A 15,741-nucleotide genomic window follows, 5' to 3' on the forward strand; every position below is an offset into this window, starting at 1 on the left:
AAGTCAACCCTTTTTTAACATTGGAACGTACCAATTTTAAAATAAAAATTAAAAACACCGATAAATCAAGGCTTAACGGTGTTAATTAACAGTTACAAAAGAATTATATTTCATATAGCGGTAGTGGAGACGCATTTTTGAAAATTCAAAGGGTGTCCCATTGTCTAGGAAGAAAATCCCTTCCATGACCCCGATGGGTTCCGTGGGGGCGAGCTTAAGTAGTTCTTGGTCTTTTTGATTAGAAGGTTCCGCATAAACGGACATAAAGGATTTAGTGACGGCTTGTTTTAAGTCTTTTTCAACCAAGTTAAAGATAGAGTGACTAAGATCAGCTTTTTTAAGGCCGGGCAAGAGCTTAATCGGAATATAGCCGGTTTCAATCATAAAGGCGGTTTCGTCGAAAAGTCGCAAACGAATGATTTCATAGACAAATTCACCTTCTTCTAAGAAGAGATCTTGTTGTAGTTCCTTGGTAGCGGGGATAACCTTAAAGTCGAGAACCTTAATTTTAGGCTTTTGGCCATTGTGTTGGAAACTATCGGTAATACCTAGATTAGAGCTACTGTCATAGTTAAAGACGGTATTATTCTTTAGGTAAAGGGGGTTGATGAAGGTGCCTGAACCGCGCTTTTTAAAAATAATCCCTTCTTGAGCCATATGATTAAGAGCGCGCTTGATGGTGCTACGGCTGACTCGATAATGTTCAGCTAGACTGCGTTCGTCAGGGAGTTTCATATCCGCAAATTCTTGGGCGAAGATTTGCTTTTTAATTTTCTTGATAATTTGTTGATAAATTAATTCGGCCATGATAATTCCTCCTTTCAGAAAAGTTTTAAGTAATTTAAGTTAACCACAATTTTAAGGGAGCGACAAGAGCTAAAATGAATTGGTAAAAACATTATTTTTTCAGTAAAAATTTAGTAAAAATACTTAAAAAGTGATGAAATCCATGCGCAATCATGGTATGATAACGATGAACATTAAAATATATAAAAAAGGAGACATTTTAATGGCAGTATTAGTATTGGGTGGGGCCGGCTACATCGGTTCACACACGGTTGATCGTTTAGTTTCAAATGGTAAAGAAGAAGTAGTGATTGTTGATAACTTGGTTACTGGTCACAAGAAAGCTTTGAATCCTAAGGCTAAGTTTTATCAAGGAGACTTGGCTGATAAAGACTTTATGCGACAAGTTTTCAAGGAAAATCCAGAAATTGATGCGGTAATTCACTTTGCAGCCTTCTCTTTAGTAGGAGAATCTATGACCGATCCTTTGAAGTACTTTGATAATAACACTGCTGGGATGGTAAAATTGCTAGAAGTTATGCAAGAAGTAGGTGTTAATAAGATTGTCTTCTCATCAACAGCCGCCACTTATGGGATTCCGGAAAAGATGCCAATTCAAGAAAGTGACCCTCAAAACCCTATTAACCCGTACGGTGAAAGTAAATTAATGATGGAAAAAATCATGCGTTGGGCGGATCAAGCTTACGGGGTTAAGTTTGTAGCTTTACGTTACTTCAACGTGGCTGGTGCCAAACCTGATGGGTCTATCGGGGAAGACCATGGTCCTGAAACCCACCTCTTACCAATTGTGCTTCAAGTAGCCCAAGGTAAGCGTGATAAGTTAATGATTTATGGTGATGACTATAATACTCCTGATGGAACCAATGTCCGGGATTATGTTCACCCATTTGACTTAGCCGATGCCCACATTTTAGCGGTGGACTACTTGCGTCAAGGTCACGACTCTAATGCCTTTAACTTAGGTTCTTCAACTGGCTTTTCTAACTTGCAAATCTTAGAGGCAGCACGTGAGGTAACTGGTCAAACTATCCCAGCTGAAATGGCTCCTCGTCGTCCTGGTGATCCTGACACTTTAATTGCAGCTTCAGATAAAGCGCGTGAAGTTTTAGGTTGGAAGCCAGAATTTGATGATATCAAGAAGATTATTGCAACCGCATGGAAGTGGCACTCCACACACCCAAATGGTTACGATGATCGTGACTAAAATTAAGTGAAATTAAAAATCCATCCCCTGCGCTGGGATGGATTTTTTGGTATTTAACTGAATTTAAATGGCTGTAAAGCAAGAACGAGCTTTATCTGCGGACAATGGCAGGTATCCGGAACCGATATTTTCTTGCGAAAGTTCCAGCCGGTAATTTTGCTCCAGACTATCAACTGTTGATAAGAGGGCGTTAAGTTGTTCCGACTCAAAACGATTAAAAGAGAAATTACGAATGTTGCGGATTTCGTTTTCTAAATCATATTTGAAAACGACTTCCAGATAGTGACCGGCTTGGTTACTAATCTTCCAAACTTTGCTGTGTTCCAAACGTGATTCGATTTTTGAGATAACTGTATTGTCCATAATAATAAAACCTCCAAGTTTAAGAAATAAAACGATTTCTTTTTTTGATGACAAACTAACCATACACCTCCACCTGGAAATAAGCAAGGGTTTTTGAATAAAAAATAATCTTTTAATTATAAATACTTATTATTAAGGTTTTATATAACCATTTAAAGAAAAATAACACTTTTATTTGTTATAATATACTTAAAAATACTTATTTGATAACTGGCGATAAATTCAAAAAAATTTATTTTTATCATGAAAACGCTTTTAATTTTTAGCATTTTGAGCTACAATGATTTTTGTAAAGAGTTGCACGAACGGAGGAATTTGCGATGGAAATTAATCGTACAGAAACAGAACACTATCAAGGTCACCTCGTTACCAAAATAAATTTGGTTAATGATAACGGAGTGGAAATTTCTTGTTTAACAATGGGAGCTACCTGGAATGAATTTTTGGTACCAACAGCTACAGGTTCTAAGAAGAATTTACTTTTAAGTTTTGACAGTGTTGAAGGCTATTATAGCAATGGTTTATGCACTGCCCAAATTATTGGTCGGGTAGCCGGTCGTATCAAGGACGGAAAGTTTAAAATAGGTGACCGCCAATATCAAGTGCCACAAAATGAAAACGGTAATACCTTGCATGGTGGACCAACAGGCTTTAATAGTTATAACTGGAACTACACCACTTCCCGCAATGAAGATAGTGCCAGTGTAATTTTCCAACACCCCATCAAGGAAAAAGAAGATGGCTTCCCAGGTGATATGTTAGCTACTGTTATCTATACCTTAGATAACCAAAATCGAGTGACAATTACCTTTTCAGCCATGGCTGAAGGTAATGATACCTTATTTAACCCAACTAATCACGTCTACTTTAACTTGAGTGACCGTAGTGATTTAGCAACCCATTCCCTTTACTTAAAGGCCAACGAAGTATTGGAAGTCGATGACGAATTAATTCCAACTGGTCGTGTTAAAGAAGTTACTGACACCCCATTTGATTTCCGGAAAATGACTAACTTACAAGTGGCAATTGCGCAAAATCATGGGTTTGATGATACCTTTGTCGTTGATGGGCAAGGTCTAAAGGCAGCTCCAATTGCTATCCTGAAGGACGACGAAAGTGGTGACCAAGTAACGATTCATTCAGACCGTAACGGTTTAGTAATGTACACCATGCATGAAATCCAACCAGGAGTTTACTACAGTCGTGATCATGGGGCCGAAGGGAAAGCCGGTGAAGGGGTAGCCTTAGAAGCCCAAACCTTACCAGATGCGATTAACCACGAAAACTTTGGTAACATTGTCTTACCACGTGGAAGTAAGCAATCTTACCGAATTAGCTACACTTACGACAATACTTTACCTAAGGAATAAGTTACAGAAAGCACCTTGCGGGGTGCTTTTTGAATTTTTACAAAAAATTCTAGGACAAAAAATAAGGAAAAGGGTAAAATAAAAGTAAATAAATTTTTGGGAGGATAAGATGTCAAAAACAGATTTATGGCAAAGGTTTATCCAAAATGAACGTCTACGTCGGTGGGTTGTATTAATATTATTAATTACGGTTCTATACTTGGTAAGAAGTGTGATGAGTTATATTCTTTTAACGTTCATTTTTTCATTTTTAGTGTTGCGCTTATCAGCAATTATGAAAAAACATCTGCATTTACCCAATAAGCTTACGGTCATCATCACTTACTTAATTTTTATGGCGGGTATTTACTTCGCCATTACCAATTATGTTCCACGTTTAATCGAACAATCTACAATCTTGGTTAAGTCTGTGTTAGATTTTTACAAAAATAATGCGGATAATAAAACCAATAATGAAGTGTTTAATTATATTTGGTCATATGCCTCGAGTTCGACGGTACTCAAATATTTTCAAAATGGTGCGAGTGTCTTGATTCATTATCTTAGTAATATTGGGACGATGGGGTTAACCTTTGTCATGTCCTTATTGTTGAGTTTCTTTTACACCTTTGAAAAAGAAGAAATGTTTAGCTTTTCGCGCAGTTTTTTGAAGGGACCTTATGCTTGGTTCTTTCAGGATATTCGCCACTTTGGTTTAACTTTTGTAAATACTTTTGGGGTAGTCTTAGAAGCACAATTTATTATCGCTATTGTCAACACTGTGATTACCACCGTATTTCTTGCCTTTATGGGTATGCCTCAGCTTCTATCCCTAGGAATTATGGTTTTCATTTTGAGTTTAATTCCAGTTGCAGGGGTTATTATTTCAGCCGTACCACTTTGCTTTATTGGTTATTCTGTGGGAGGAGTCAAATATATTGCCTACATTATAATCATGTTGATAGTGGTCCATGCCTTAGAATCTTACATTTTGAACCCGAAATTAATGTCTAGTAAGACAGAGTTGCCAATCTTTTACACGTTTGTGGTGCTCTTTTTTGCGGAACATATTTGGGGTGTTTGGGGCTTGATTGTTGGGATTCCCGTCTTTACCTTTGCCCTAGATATCTTAGGCGTTAAACCCGTAGGACAAAAACATCAAGTCTATGAGGATGCGGTTAAACGAATTGGAGGAATGAAGAAAAATGAATAAAACTGAATTTATTGAAAAGTACGCCGTTGCCCGACAAAATACTAATTCTGCTAAATGGGATGGCTTAAAGAGTCAATTTGGTCAAGATGATCTCTTGCCTTTGTGGGTTGCGGATACAGAGTTTAAGGCCCCCCAAGCCGTAATTGATGCCATGCAAGCTCGAATTAGTCACGGTGCCTTTGGTTATTCTTTTGCGCCGGATAGCTACTACCATGCTTATATCAACTGGCAAAAGGAACGTTATGGTATTGAAGTACACCAAGAATGGATGCGCCTTGGGCCAGGAGTTGTGAATGCCTTAGCTACTTTGGTACAAACCTTGACGCAAGAAAATGATGCTGTGATGGTACTCCAACCAGTTTACTATCCTTTCATGAATGTGATTGAAAACAATCACCGTAAGCTAGTAGTTTCTGAATTACAAGTTGATGATCAAGCTAATTACAGCTTTAATTACCAAGATATTGAAACAAAGATTAAAGAAAATCATGTGAAGCTCTTAATTTTATGTAGTCCTCATAATCCAGTCGGACGCGTCTGGGATGAAGCTGAATTAGAACAACTCTTGGCTTTGTGCCAAGCGAACCAAGTTTGGGTGATTAGTGATGAAATTCATCATGATTTAATCGTTGGTGATAAGCCATTTGTGTCTGCTTTATCAATTGCTGATGGCCGTTATCGTGACATTATGGTTATGGTGGATGCACCATCGAAAACCTTTAACCTAGCCGCCTTAAACAACTGTCATGTTGTGATTCCTAATCCGCAACTACGAGACCATTTCGATCAACAAGTGGTCAAAGAAGTTTTACCAGCGGGGAGTCTTTTAGGGCATGTTGCAGGCCAAGCTGCTTATGAAAAGGGTGCGGAATGGCTCGATAATATGCTCGCTGTGATTAAAGATAATTTTGATTATGTCAAAGACCAGTTAACGCAGGTCTTTCCAGAAATCAAAGTTTCACCTTTACAGGGAACTTACCTAATGTGGGTTGATTTAAGTGCATTGGTGGTTCCTGAAGACATAGAAGTTTTTATGAAGCAAAAGGCTAAGTTAGCCGTAGACTTTGGGGATTGGTTCGGGCAAGGTGGTCAAGGCCACATTAGAATTAACCTGGCGACGACACCAGCTAACATTGAAAAAGCTGTGCGGGCGTTAATTGTTGCCTTACAAGATTGGCAAAAATAGAGAATTCCGCGAATTAGACTACCAATTTCTTGCATTTCATTGTAAAATATAGTTGTAACATTTTTATTAAAAGAAAGAGGATCTATAAATGCCAAAATTAGTATTTATCCGTCACGGTCAAAGTGAATGGAACTTAAAGAACTTATTTACTGGTTGGGTTGACGTTAACTTGTCAGAACAAGGTGAAGCTGAAGCCAAAGCTGCTGGTAAGAAGTTAAAAGAAGCAGGAATCGAATTCGACCAAGCTTACACATCAGTTTTAACTCGTGCCATCAAGACTTTACACTTCGCTTTGGAAGAATCTGACCAATTATTCGTTCCTGAAGAAAAATCATGGCGCTTAAACGAACGTCACTACGGTGCATTGCAAGGCCAAAACAAAGCTGAAGCTGCTGAAAAGTTTGGTGAAGATCAAGTGCACATCTGGCGTCGTTCATACGATGTATTGCCTCCACTTTTGAGTGCAGATGACGAAGGTTCTGCAGCTAACGACCGTCGTTACGCAGACCTTGACCCACGTGCTATTCCTGGTGGGGAAAACTTAAAGGTTACTTTGGAACGTGTTATCCCATTCTGGGAAGACAAGATTGCTCCAGACTTATTGGCTGGCAAGAACGTTATCGTTGCTGCCCACGGTAACTCTTTACGTGCTTTAACTAAGTACATCGAACAAATTTCTGACGAAGACATCATGGATGTTGAAATGGCAACTGGTCAACCAGTAGTTTACACATTGGACGACAAGTTGAACATTGTTAACAAAGAAAAGCTTTAAGATAGATTTTCTTTCCGTTACAAACCGCTCTCATTTGAGGGTGGTTTTTGTGTTACATAAAAATCGGTGAGCCGGGTAAAACCTTTAAAGTAAAAAAATTCGACTTTTTTGTCAAAAAATGAATTTTTTTGCGTATTTAATATATATAAGGGTAAAAATTGCGCTTATAAGTTTTAGGATAAAGGAGTCGTTTTTATGTCAAAAAAACAAACTGAAGATAACTTTTGTTATATGGGAGAAGTAATGAAAAAAGAGGACTTAGCTTTGCAAGCTCTGCAATTACTGGCACCTGAGCTAGGAATTCAAAGTGTGCATTATGTTGAGGCAGTTAGTTATTATCAACATAATCTTTACGAAGTTGAAACAAGTTATGGTTCTGGAGCGGTACAATTGATTTTTGCGGAAGGTGACGTAAAAAAGGATGGTATTTGGGAGGAATTGTCCCTGTTACAAGCAGTTTGTCCAGAGTTGACCCATTTGATTATTGTTAACCGTAACCAAAATAGTGTGATGATTTTTGTCTATGACGTGAAAACTAAACAAACGACCTGTCGTAATCAAGACGGGAATGTGCTGATAGTTAAACCAGCGCGGTAAAACTAAGGAGGCTAGTAAGATGATTGATTCATTTCCCGGAAATTTGATGAAAAGTATTGAACAAAAGCAAGAAGAATGTCTACAAATGATAGATATCTTAGAAAAGGTGATGCCCGTTTTTGAAATAACTGAAGTACATCAGGAAAGACGGCCAGAACAGGATTTTTTTGTCTATCAGGTTAAAAATCGTACGACCGTTGATTGTCGAGTCGTCGATTGTGTCGCAATTCCCGAAGGTGGTGATGTGATTGGATATTTACGGGAACTTTACCAAAAGGTAAGTGCCGAAAAAAAGTTTCCCTGTTATGTGACCTACCTGACCAAGTTAGAATACATGGACAATAGTTTGTCGATATGTTACTTCTATGATGGTCAAGTCGACCAAACCAAGGTGGTGACGGATAACTTTATTGCCAGTGTACGGGCTAATTAAACGTTATTAAAGGTAATGAAGGTATCAAAGTAGGTTTGATTTAGCGCTTATTTTTTAGTTATGATGGGGCGTAAACTCGGTGGCTTTAGCGATGAGCTAAGCTCTAATTTAAGTTTGAATTACCTAAATAAAATGATGCTACTGGCTGATATACAAGCACTGGACTGAAATTTGGAGGTAGTTGACTATAACTACAAAAAGCTTCCTAGTGAGGAAGCTTTTGACCGGGATGTGCTAAGCCGTAGAGTAAAATTTGTATGATGTCGGGGATTAGTTGGTTAAATTTTTCGTTGCTGACATTGGTACGGAAGGAATTGAGCGCAGATAATAACGTAATGATGGCTTGGTCACTGGCAGTAGTTTGGACAAAACCGGCCTTGCGACCTTCTTGTAAGATTAATTTAAAAAGCTCATTGAGGTGTTCAGTAATTTTAGTTGTTAAAATTTCATCAGCTTGAATGTAGTTGTTCAATTCTGTGATAACTTCTGAAGTGCTGGTGGTGAAAAGGTGCTTATGATTTGGGAAAGCGTGCATACGTTCCATAAAAGTTAACTTTCGATTGAGTATTGTTTTTTGCGCCTCGGCAAAAACTTGGTCAATGAGGCAAGCCAGAGCACTTTGAGTGAGGACATTTTTATTGTCGAAGTATTTATACATGGTCACATAAGAAATCTGCGATTCACGGCTGATATCACGGACGCTTGTGGCTTTAATGCCCTGCTTGAGATAAAGTTTGAGAGTGGCGGTCAGTATTTTTTGACGATTGAGTTCTTTTTTTAGATTACGATCCATTTTTAACCTCCAAATAAAATATTTTTAACTCCATTATAAGCGATAAAAATTTAATAAAAAAGTTAAATATGTATCTTTTATATTTAAGTTTATTGACAAAATTTTGAAATAGTGCCATATTATGGACATAACTTAAATTTAAAGATACTTAACTTTAGAATGGATGTGGTAGCTTGTGGCTTACTTAGAACTCAAAAATATTGAAAAATCTTACTATCTAGGGAAAGAAGAATTTCCAGTTTTAAAGGGTATTAGTTTAGACTTTGAACTAGGGGAATTTATTTCCATTTTGGGTGAATCAGGGGGTGGAAAATCAACCTTGATGAACATTATCGGGGGATTAGACCGGGAATTTAAAGGGCAAGTGGTGGTTAATAGTCAAGAACTTGATCACAGCCAAGAAGCACGCATGGACCAATACCGGCGAGATGAAATAGGTTATATCTATCAATCTTATAACTTGATTAATCACCTAACCGTTTTGGAAAATGTAAAATTATCCCTCGATATGACCACTTTGACTGGGACGGAACGAGAGCAAAGGGCTAAGGAACTTTTAAAACGTGTAGGTTTGATTGAGCACATTAGTAAATATCCGAGTCAATTATCGGGTGGCCAGAAGCAAAGGGTGGCCATTGCTCGGGCTTTAGCAAGTGATCCTAAGATTATCATTGCCGATGAACCTACGGGAGCCTTAGATTCGCAAAATACCGAAGATGTCTTACAAATTCTCAATGAAATTGCCGCAGAAGGGCGCTTGGTGATTGCAGTCACTCACTCCCAACACGTCGCCGATGCTAGTACACGGGTTGTTCACTTGGTAGATGGGCAAATCGATGGTGATGAACGCTTACGTCCGGCCTATGAAGTCGGTAATGAGTCACGTCTAACATCTAAAAAACTTTCTTTAGCGACCTCTTTGAAGACGGCCTACAAACATTTCAGGTATCATAAGGGACGTAATTCTTTGATTATTGCTGGAACAGCGATTGGTTTATTTGCGGTCATGCTCTTTACAGGTTTGGGGCGCGGAGTAAATGGTTATGTTAATAAGCAAATTACTGATTTAATTAATCCACAAGCGATTGCTGTCACGCGTTATGTCAAAACCAATGCCCAAGGGCCTAATGCGCAAGCAGCTAACCAAAGAGCTGCTATGCAAAGTATGTCAGGTGAAGTGACAGCTCAAAAGAATTTTAAGCAAGCTGATATTAATAAAATTAAGCAATTAGCTCATGTTCAATCTGTGCAAAAACTCTACTCGACGTCCAATGTGACAATTAAGTATGCTGGTAAGGAAGCCTTGGCACAATCAGTAAGTTCTTGGACTAGTTCAAATTCCAATGGTTCCATCAAAAAAGGTAGCAGTCCCAAAGCTGGTGAAGTGGTCTTAGACCGTGATAGTGTGGCAAAAGTCTTACAGAAGAAGGATTATCAAAAGTTAATTGGTAAGACGGTAACCTTATCCTACCAAACATTGGGTCAAAAAGGACAAACCGTAGAAGTTAAATACCAAGCCAAGGTTGCAGGGATTGCGGCTTCTTCATCAGGTGCGAGTTACGCTTCAGGTAAGACCATGGTGCAAGCTATGAAGGATGCTGATGTTAAGGCCAGCGCTATGGCTTTGGCAGTCAAAGTTGATAGTATGGATCAGTCTAATGCAGTGGCTAAACAAATTGATAAGATTAGGTCAGATGGTAAGCGCGTATTTACTGCAACCTCGGTCTCTGATGCCATTTCGACGGTTCAAACTTATATTGATTTAATTACCAATATTTTAGCCGGAATTGCTGCCATTTCCTTATTGGTTTCCGCTTTGATGATTATTGTGACAATGTACATGTCGGTGGCTGACCGGACTAAGGAAATTGGGATTTTGCGAGCTTTAGGTGAAAGTAAGCGTGATATTCGGAATATGTTTATTGCCGAATCCTTAATTATTGGGGTGTTTGCGGCTGTAGTAGCTACGGTGGTTGCTTACTTGGCACAAATTACCTTTAATAGTGCGCTTTCTCAAATTGCCACATACTCTTTCATTCAAATTACAGCAGGTAATGTTGTGACAGTCTTTATAATTGCCTTAATTATTTCCTTGTTAGCTGCGTGGTTACCAGCTCGGCATGCGGCTTCTCTTAATCCAATTGATGCTTTAGCAGCTGATTAACTTTCGTCTAAAATGATAAATTAAAAGTAGTGCACCTTTATGGATTTGGAGGTGTACTATTTTTTTCATGGTGATTGTATGAAGAAAGCTTAAAAAAACAGTGTCTTTGACCAATAAAAAAGAATTGCGTGATATAATGAGAAAAAGTAAAGGCGGGGATGATTATAGTGGCAACAAGTATCTACGGTGAATATGAGGCGTATCTGCCACAAATTTTGGAAGAAATGATGAATAAAATTAGGGTGATAAATCAGGAATATAAAGAAAATCGTAATTGTAAACTTTACGAACACCTGATTGGTCGAATTAAAACGGAAAATAGTATGCGGGAAAAGTGTCAACGTAAAGGGCTTGCGATGTCTACTAAAAATGCTTTATGGGAGATTAAGGACGCCATTGCGATTCGAGTCGTTTGTGGTTTTGTTGATGATATTTATACCATGGTGGAACAGTTGCGGGCGTTATCTGGCTGGCGTGTTATTCAAGAAAAAGATTACGTTAAAAATGCTAAACCTAATGGTTACCGCAGTTATCATATGATTTTTGATATAGTTACTAAATTTCCAGATATTAATGGGCGACAGCCAGGACATTATTATTTAGAAGTTCAATTACGGACAATTGCGATGGATTCCTGGGCGAGTTTGGAGCATGAAATGAAATATAAGCATGATATTAAAGATCCAGAGAGGATTACTAAGGAATTAAAACGTTGTGCAGATGAATTGGCATCATGCGACATTTCTATGCAAACAATTCGACAGTTAATTCACGAAGAAGATTAGAGGAAAAGACATGAAAATTTTACTTGCGGAAGATGAAGAGCAGCTAAGTCGAGTCTTGAAAGTTGCCTTAACTAAAAATGGTCACGAGGTTGAAATAGCCGATAACGGCCAATTAGCAGTTGAACTAAGCCAGAAAAGTGCTTATGATGTGATAATTTTGGATATAATGATGCCAATCAAAACCGGACTTGAGGCTCTTAAAGAAATACGGGCGACAGGCAATAAGACCCATGTTATTATGTTAACAGCTATGGCCGAAGTTGATGATCGAGTTAATGGCTTGGATGCTGGAGCTGATGATTACCTAACTAAGCCCTTCTCACTAAAAGAATTATTGGCGCGCTTGCGGTCTATGGAAAGACGTGTTGATGACCGTTTTACTGCTAGTGTCTTAGAGTATGGCAATATGAAGCTTGATGTTCATGAGCAAGAATTAGTCAGTCATAATTCAATTCGATTAGCTGGTAAGGAAGCTAAACTTTTGGAGTTTTTGATGCTTAATCCGGAGAAAGAGTTGAGCAGTCAACAAATTGAACAACACGTCTGGGAAGAAGATAATGCTGCTGACGCACAAACGGTTTGGATTTATATTTCATATTTACGTCAAAAATTAGCAGCTATCAGTGCCAAAGTTGAAATTAGTGGTCAAAAAGGTGGAAGTTTTACCTTAAAAAAAGTGGGGTGAGACCATGATTCAAAAATTTCGCAATAAGTTTTTGGTTGTAACTGTGATGACCTTAACTTTGGTTTTATTAACGGTAATTGGGAGTATGGTAGTAGTAACATCTTGGAATGCTCAAAAAGAAATTGAAACGATTTTGACAGTCTTAGTTGACAATGAAGGAAGGCTGACTCAAAAGGCAACGAAAAAAGAGTTGGGGCCAAAGTTTAATCCTGAGTCAATTTTTCAATACCGTTATTTTAGCGCGAGAGCTAACAAAGGCAAGCGAGTTAATGCTGTTGATATTCGCCAGATTAATTCCATTAGTCCTGAGATAGTAACACCTGAGATTGAAAAGCTCCTACGGCGTGAAGGTAATTCCGGTATGGTTGTTTACAATCAAGTACCTTACGCATACCAAATTAAAAAGGCTAAAAATGGGTATTTGATAGTTTTCTTGGATGTTTCAACCATTCGTGAACGGGTACGTTCTTTAGTTCGGGTAGGCTTGTGGTCAGGGTTAGTGGCTCTGTTCTTATTTGTGCTTTTATTGAGTCTTTTCTCCAAACGAGCAATTCGTCCAATTATTGAGGCTTACGACAAACAAAAAGAGTTTATTACCAATGCAGGTCATGAATTGAAAACGCCTCTGACCATAATTTCCGCTAATACTGAGCTCCAGGAAATGATGAACGGTGGTGATGAGTGGACTGAATCTAACAAAATGCAGGTTAGTCGTTTGACACGCCTAATTGAACACTTTATTGTAATGGCACGATTAACGGAACAAGAAAATATCTCGATTGAAAAAATAAACTTTTCAGAGATTGTCAGGAAAGTTAGTCAAAGTTTTAAAAGTGTTATGACCAAGGAAGCTAAGGAGTATGACTACCGTGTGGAGTCGGACCTCCAAGTTGAAGGTAATGAAGCAATGTTATTAGAGTTAGTTAATATCCTGTTAGATAATGCTAGCAAGTATTGCGACCCTAATGGTCAAATTTTGGTTGTTTTGCGCAAGGGACGTTTTGGGAAAAATGCCGTTTTAGAGGTGGCTAATACATACATTGACGGTAAGAACGTTGATTATAGTCGTTTTTTTGACCGATTTTACCGTCAAGATCAATCTCACAGCAACCAAAAGAAAGGCTTTGGAATTGGACTTTCAATGGCACAACATTATGTAGAAAATATGAAAGGGAAGATTACGGTAAGTTATAAGAATGAGAAAATCATTTTTACAGTTTACTTAAAACTTAAATAAGACGCTTGGAAAGAAGTCTTAAAAATTAAAAAGTGTCAGAAATCAATGTTTTCAGCAACGTGATTTCTGACACTTTTTATTACAGTTATTTTCTAAGTTCTAGCTAAAAAGTTAGTTTTTCCCCCAGCCTCTTCTTGCATGTATTAATCTAGCTGATCAAGGGCCTGGCTTAAATCAGCGATTAAGTCATCTACATTTTCAATTCCGATGGAAATTCGGATTAAATCTGGGGTAATCCCTGTTGCCGTTAATTCTTCAGAGCTAAGTTGGGCATGGGTAGTGGAGGCTGGTTGAATAATTAACGATTTGGCATCCGCCACATTGGCTAAGAGGGAGAAAAGTTCGAGTTTATCAATCAATTTCTTTCCGGCTTCAAGTCCACCTTTAAGCCCGAAAGTGAAGATAGAACCTACCCCTTTAGGGAAGTCTCTTTGGGCTAAAGCATGATTAGGATCATCTGCCAAGCCAGGATAGCGAACCCAGGAAACTTTGGAATGATCATGGAGGAATTGGGCAATTTTTTTGGCGTTAGCTGTGTGTCTTTCAACGCGCAAGGAGAGAGTTTCTAAACCTTGGAGCAAGAGGAAAGAGTTAAAAGGACTAATAGCCGCTCCGGTATCTCGGAGAACTTGAGCCCGAACTTTTGTGGTGAAAGCTCCCGCGCCTAGAGTGTGCCAAATTAAACCATTGTAGTGGGTGTCAGGACTGGTAAAGCCAGGGTAACGCCCGGAGGCTTGGTAGTCGAACTTCCCGTTTTCTACGATAACTCCACCCATGGTTGTACCGTGACCACCAAAGAATTTTGTAGCAGAGTGAACAACGATGTCGGCACCATGTTCAAGAGGACGGTAGAGGTATGGAGTCGCAAAGGTGTTATCGACAATGAGAAGAATACCGTGTTGGTGAGCAATTTCCGCGATAGCATCAATATCAATTAAGTCGGCGTTAGGGTTACCAATAGTTTCTACATAAAGAGCCTTGGTGTGTTCATTGATATGGGTGGCAAAGTTAGCCGGATTACTAGGATTAACGAAGTGGGTCTTGATGCCTAATGGTGGTAAGCTGGCCGCGAAGAGATTATAGGTTCCACCGTAAATATTGCTAGCAGAGATGATTTCATCGCCGGCTTGGGCAATATTTAAAATAGCTGCGGTAATGGCCCCGGCACCGGTCGCTAAAGCAACCGCGCTTGTCCCGTTTTCTAAAGCTGCTACTCGCTTTTCAAAAACGTCAGTGGTTGGATTAGTTAAGCGAGTATAAATGTTACCGGGATCGGTCAAGGCAAAGCGGTTGGCTGCTTGGTTAGCATCCTCGAAGACATAGGAAGTTGTTTGGTAAATTGGCACAGCGCGTGCGCCGGTTTCGTCAATGGGTTGTCCCGCATGCACTTGTTTAGTTTCAAAGGATAAGTTATCGGTGTTAATTGGTGCTTTACTCATATGAATGACCTCTTTTCTTAAATTTTGCAGTGACCAAAGCTTCGGTAAAAAGAAAAAGTCCCTAGTTAAAGTCTAAACTTTAACTAGGGACGAAAATTTCGTGGTACCACCCGGATTTACTTGCTTTTGCAAGCCTCTAAACAAGTTAACGCCTTGTTTAACGGTCAAGTAGCCATGATGACCCTTAACAAGCTCCAAGTTCATCTTCGCTAAGTTAGCTAGGCTTCTTTGCAGCAAGTGAAGCTCTCTAGGCTAGCTAGGCTTAGTTACTCTTCTTATCGACGCTTAATTATTTCTTGATTAGTAATATAACGTTTTATCTTTCAAAAGTCAAATTATTTTTTAATTTTTTTCCAATTTATTTTTTGGAAGGGGTGGAAGTGTAGTGTGATTGCCTTCTAAAAAGATGGCTTCGTAGTGCTCGATTTTAGTATTAAGGTAATTCAAGGTTGCTTGGAGTTCCTCAATTTTAGCTTGCAGATGCTCAGCTTCATCACGTAAAATTTGTCGCGTAAGCGTACGAGGAAACTCGGTAATTTATTACCGAGAGGAAAGCGCCCCCTGTAAAAAAATTCCTCTTTTAGTTCAATTCTCTTGTATTTGCAAAATATAAATATTAAAATATAGTTGAGAATAAAATGATTGGACGAAAACATATGCAAGCACATTCTGAGGAATTAAACTACAGTAGAACAAGCGTATATTCTTTGA

Annotated in this window: 15 protein-coding genes and 1 other annotated feature; of the genes, 11 read left to right on the forward strand and 4 right to left on the reverse strand. The window is 38.7% G+C overall.

Going from position 1 to position 15,741, the window contains the following annotated elements; all coding sequences use genetic code 11:
- Positions 1 to 81: 81 nt before the first annotated feature.
- A complete protein-coding gene (locus tag FC36_RS03610; protein WP_023859687.1) occupies positions 82 to 807 on the reverse strand; it encodes a GntR family transcriptional regulator in 726 nt (241 codons plus the stop codon).
- 202 nt (positions 808 to 1,009) lie between these two features.
- Here FC36_RS03610 and galE point away from each other — a divergent pair, with 202 nt between their 5' ends.
- Positions 1,010 to 2,011, forward strand: a complete 1,002-nt coding sequence (gene galE / locus FC36_RS03615; protein WP_025020792.1) for a UDP-glucose 4-epimerase GalE — start codon at positions 1,010 to 1,012, stop codon at positions 2,009 to 2,011.
- Between the two features lie 63 nt (positions 2,012 to 2,074).
- Here the strand turns inward: galE and FC36_RS03620 are convergent, their stop codons facing one another.
- On the reverse strand, positions 2,075 to 2,374 hold the full coding sequence (locus FC36_RS03620) for a hypothetical protein (protein ID WP_025020793.1): 300 nt from the start codon (positions 2,372 to 2,374) through the stop codon (positions 2,075 to 2,077).
- Between the two features lie 320 nt (positions 2,375 to 2,694).
- Between FC36_RS03620 and FC36_RS03625 the strand changes: the two genes are divergently transcribed.
- The 6 genes from FC36_RS03625 to FC36_RS03650 all read left to right on the forward strand — a co-directional run bounded on the left by FC36_RS03625 (position 2,695) and on the right by FC36_RS03650 (position 7,927).
- Positions 2,695 to 3,744: an aldose epimerase family protein gene (locus tag FC36_RS03625; protein ID WP_023859690.1), complete on the forward strand. Its 1,050-nt coding sequence runs from the start codon at positions 2,695 to 2,697 to the stop codon at positions 3,742 to 3,744.
- Positions 3,745 to 3,853: 109 nt separating this feature from the next.
- Complete coding sequence (locus FC36_RS03630; protein WP_035188151.1) at positions 3,854 to 4,936, forward strand: AI-2E family transporter; 1,083 nt, start codon at positions 3,854 to 3,856, stop codon at positions 4,934 to 4,936.
- Positions 4,929 to 6,122: a MalY/PatB family protein gene (locus tag FC36_RS03635; protein ID WP_025020795.1), complete on the forward strand. Its 1,194-nt coding sequence runs from the start codon at positions 4,929 to 4,931 to the stop codon at positions 6,120 to 6,122. Before FC36_RS03630 ends, FC36_RS03635 begins: the two co-directional genes overlap by 8 nt.
- 88 nt (positions 6,123 to 6,210) lie before the next feature.
- Complete coding sequence (locus tag FC36_RS03640) at positions 6,211 to 6,897, forward strand: 2,3-diphosphoglycerate-dependent phosphoglycerate mutase (protein WP_023859693.1); 687 nt, start codon at positions 6,211 to 6,213, stop codon at positions 6,895 to 6,897.
- A 195-nt stretch (positions 6,898 to 7,092) separates the two neighbouring features.
- Positions 7,093 to 7,494 (forward strand): hypothetical protein, encoded by a 402-nt coding sequence (locus FC36_RS03645; RefSeq protein WP_023859694.1) that lies wholly within the window; start codon positions 7,093 to 7,095, stop codon positions 7,492 to 7,494.
- A gap of 19 nt (positions 7,495 to 7,513) precedes the next feature.
- Positions 7,514 to 7,927 (forward strand): hypothetical protein, encoded by a 414-nt coding sequence (locus FC36_RS03650; protein ID WP_023859695.1) that lies wholly within the window; start codon positions 7,514 to 7,516, stop codon positions 7,925 to 7,927.
- 205 nt (positions 7,928 to 8,132) lie between these two features.
- On the opposite strand, the gene FC36_RS03655 is transcribed toward FC36_RS03650, so the two are convergent.
- Positions 8,133 to 8,720 (reverse strand): TetR/AcrR family transcriptional regulator, encoded by a 588-nt coding sequence (locus tag FC36_RS03655; RefSeq protein WP_023859696.1) that lies wholly within the window; start codon positions 8,718 to 8,720, stop codon positions 8,133 to 8,135.
- 175 nt (positions 8,721 to 8,895) lie between these two features.
- On the opposite strand from FC36_RS03655, the gene FC36_RS03660 reads away from it, so the two are divergent.
- The 4 genes from FC36_RS03660 (at position 8,896) to FC36_RS03675 (ending at position 13,591) form a co-directional block, all read left to right on the forward strand.
- Entirely contained in the window at positions 8,896 to 10,884 is a 1,989-nt protein-coding gene (locus FC36_RS03660) for an ABC transporter ATP-binding protein/permease (RefSeq protein ID WP_025020796.1), read from the forward strand.
- 164 nt (positions 10,885 to 11,048) lie between these two features.
- Positions 11,049 to 11,669, forward strand: coding sequence for a GTP pyrophosphokinase (locus FC36_RS03665; RefSeq protein ID WP_191978604.1), 621 nt, complete (start codon positions 11,049 to 11,051; stop codon positions 11,667 to 11,669).
- Between the two features lie 10 nt (positions 11,670 to 11,679).
- Positions 11,680 to 12,354, forward strand: coding sequence for a response regulator transcription factor (locus FC36_RS03670; protein ID WP_023859699.1), 675 nt, complete (start codon positions 11,680 to 11,682; stop codon positions 12,352 to 12,354).
- Positions 12,355 to 12,358: 4 nt separating this feature from the next.
- Positions 12,359 to 13,591, forward strand: coding sequence for a sensor histidine kinase (locus FC36_RS03675; protein ID WP_023859700.1), 1,233 nt, complete (start codon positions 12,359 to 12,361; stop codon positions 13,589 to 13,591).
- Positions 13,592 to 13,734: 143 nt separating this feature from the next.
- On the opposite strand, the gene FC36_RS03680 is transcribed toward FC36_RS03675, so the two are convergent.
- Positions 13,735 to 15,030 carry an O-acetylhomoserine aminocarboxypropyltransferase/cysteine synthase family protein gene (locus FC36_RS03680; RefSeq protein WP_025020797.1) on the reverse strand — a complete coding sequence of 432 codons (1,296 nt, stop codon included), beginning with the start codon at positions 15,028 to 15,030 and terminating at the stop codon, positions 13,735 to 13,737.
- Between the two features lie 82 nt (positions 15,031 to 15,112).
- Positions 15,113 to 15,321 (reverse strand) — a binding site (T-box leader).
- Between the last annotated feature and the right edge of the window lie 420 nt (positions 15,322 to 15,741).

The organism is Ligilactobacillus equi DSM 15833 = JCM 10991 (genome assembly GCF_001435735.1).
In the GTDB taxonomy this organism is placed as follows: domain Bacteria; phylum Bacillota; class Bacilli; order Lactobacillales; family Lactobacillaceae; genus Ligilactobacillus; species Ligilactobacillus equi.